We start from the raw sequence: 1,431 nt of genomic DNA, 5'->3' as shown, positions 1-1,431 counted from the left end.
ACGGCACCAACAGCGTTTCGGCGACGGCGACCGACGCGGCGGGCAACACCTCCTCGGCCGGCACCCAGACGCTGACCATCGACACCACCGCGCCCAACGCTCCGGCGGTGACCAGCGCCACGCTGAGCAACAGCACGACGCCGATCCTCACCGGCACGGCGGAAGCCGACAGCACGGTGACCGTCACCATCGGCGGCGCCACCTACACCACGACGGCGACCAACGGGACCTGGTCGATCAACCTCGCCACGGCGACGCCGACCGCCGGTTCGCTGAGCCTCGACCCCAACGGCAGCAACACCGTCTCGGCAACGGCGACCGACGCGGCGGGCAACACCTCCTCGGCCGGCACCCAGACGCTGACCATCGACACCACCGCGCCCAACGCCCCGACGGTCACCACGACGCTGAGTGACAGCACGACGCCGACCCTGACCGGCACGGCGGAAGCGGGCAGCACGGTGACCGTCAGCGTGGGTGGCGCCACCTACACCACGACGGCGACCAACGGGACCTGGAGCCTCAATCTCGCCACGGCGACGCCGGCCTCCGGCTCGCTCAATCTGAACGCCAACGGCACCAACAGCGTTTCGGCGACGGCGACCGATGCCGCCGGTAACGTCTCCTCGGCGGGGACGCAGTCGCTGACCATCGACACCACCGCGCCCAACGCTCCAGCAGTGACCAGCGCCGCGCTGAGCAACAGCACGACGCCGATCCTCACCGGCACGGCGGAAGCGGGCAGCACGGTGACTGTCACGGTGGGTGGTGCCACCTACACCACGACGGCGACCAACGGGACCTGGAGCCTCAATCTCGCCACGGCGACGCCGGCCTCCGGGTCGCTCAGCCTGAACGCCAACGGCAGCAATGCTGTTACGGCCACGGCGACCGACGCGGCGGGCAACGTATCGGCTCCGGGCACCCAGACGCTGACCATCGACGCCACCGCGCCCAACGCCCCGACGGTGACCAGCGCCGCGCTGAGCAACAGCACGACGCCGATCCTCACCGGCACGGCGGAAGCGGGCAGCACGGTGACCGTCACGGTGGGCGGGGCGACCTACACCACGACGGCGACCAACGGGACTTGGTCGATCAACCTCGCCACGGCGACGCCGACCGCCGGCTCGCTCAGCCTGAACGCCAACGGCAGCAATGCTGTTGCGGCCACGGCGACCGACGCCGCCGGAAACGCCTCCGCGCCGGGAACTCAGACTCTCACCATCGACACCACCGCGCCCAACGCCCCGACGGTCACCACGACGCTGAGCGACAGCGCGACTCCGACCATCGCAGGCACGGCGGAAGCGGGCAGCACGGTGACCGTCACGGTGGGCGGGGCGACCTACACCACGACGGCGACCGACGGGAGCTGGAGCCTCAACCTCGCCACGGCGACGCCGACCGCCGGCTCGCTCAACCTCGACC

At 71.1% G+C, this 1,431-nt stretch carries 1 protein-coding gene; it reads left to right on the top strand.

The window, feature by feature from the left end; translation table 11 throughout:
* Window positions 1-1,431, top strand: a 1,431-nt coding sequence (locus tag ACFPMG_RS28765; RefSeq protein ID WP_376998721.1) for a beta strand repeat-containing protein, incomplete at both ends; no start/stop codon positions are given.

This window comes from Azospirillum himalayense (assembly GCF_042657465.1).
Lineage (GTDB): Bacteria > Pseudomonadota > Alphaproteobacteria > Azospirillales > Azospirillaceae > Azospirillum > Azospirillum himalayense.
Note: the sequence above shows the minus strand (reverse complement) of the source record. Positions and strands in the feature narration are given on the sequence as shown.